The organism is Streptococcus pseudopneumoniae (genome assembly GCF_001072375.1).
GTDB lineage: Bacteria > Bacillota > Bacilli > Lactobacillales > Streptococcaceae > Streptococcus > Streptococcus pseudopneumoniae_L.
Genome location: NZ_JVKV01000112.1, coordinates 1 through 1,109, shown reverse-complemented (window position 1 = coordinate 1,109; position 1,109 = coordinate 1). Strand labels below are relative to the sequence as shown.

At 40.9% G+C, this 1,109-nt stretch carries 1 protein-coding gene; it reads left to right on the top strand.

All coding sequences use genetic code 11. The annotated features are described in order from the left end of the window. Positions 1 to 1,109, top strand: a 1,109-nt coding sequence (locus tag ADH31_RS10050; protein ID WP_049510422.1) for a mucin-binding protein, incomplete at both ends; no start/stop codon positions are given.

Genomic DNA, 1,109 nt, shown 5'->3' with positions numbered 1-1,109 from the left:
ACGATCCACATAATCCAACAGATCCAATCAATCCAAATGATCCAGACAGTCCAAAATACCCTGCGACAGATCAATGGAAGAAAGATGTAACATCAACTGTTCATTATGTGGTATCAGACGGTAAGGCAACTGCCCCAGCTGATAATGTTCAAAATGCACAATGGACACGTACCTTAAATCTTGATAAAGTTACAGGTAAAGTTCTTAACCCTGATGCACCATGGGCATCGAATAAGGATAACTATGATGCAGTTCCAACACCTGGTTTGACAGGCTACTACGCTGATAAAGGAAGTGTTGCTTCTAAGACAGTCACTCAAGAAAATCTTGAAGAAACTGTAACTTACAAACCACTTGGAAACTTGGTTCCAAAACCAGAGACACCAAACGATCCAAACTTCCCATCAACACCAGGAGTGAAGTATCCAAATAATCCAACGGATCCAACGAAACCAGGTCAACCACTTGTTCCAGATGTGCCAGGTTATGAACCACATCTTCCAGATCCAAATGATCCAACAAAACCAGGTAAACCAATCCAACCAGGGACACCTGTAACACCTGATAAACCAGGTGAAGATACACCAATCATCTATGTACCAAAAACAACTGAAGTAACAAAACCAACTAAACAAACGGTAACGTTTGAAGGAGCAGGAACAGCTACTCCAGCTGATAAGGTTCAAAATGACTTCACCTTTACTGGTAAACAAAAAAATGGTACAACAACATGGGATCAACCTAATCACACTTATGGTAAAGAAACAGTTCCAGTTGTTGAACATTACTATGCTGATAAGAAGGAAGCTGGATCTAAGACAGTTACTCCAGACCAACCAGAAGTTACGGATAAGGTTACTTATAAACCACTTGGTAAGATCATCCCAGTTGATGAAACTAATACACCAATTCCAAGTGCACCAACTCCACAGTACAACAATGATCCACAAGATCCAACTAAGGGTGGCAAGACTCCAACTCCAGTTATCCCAGGTTATGTGACAGACACTCCAAGTGTAACACCTAACAAACCAGGAGAAGATACACCTGTTGTCTACCGTAAGGCAGAACAAAAAGCTATTATCAAGTACGTTGATCAAACAACTGGT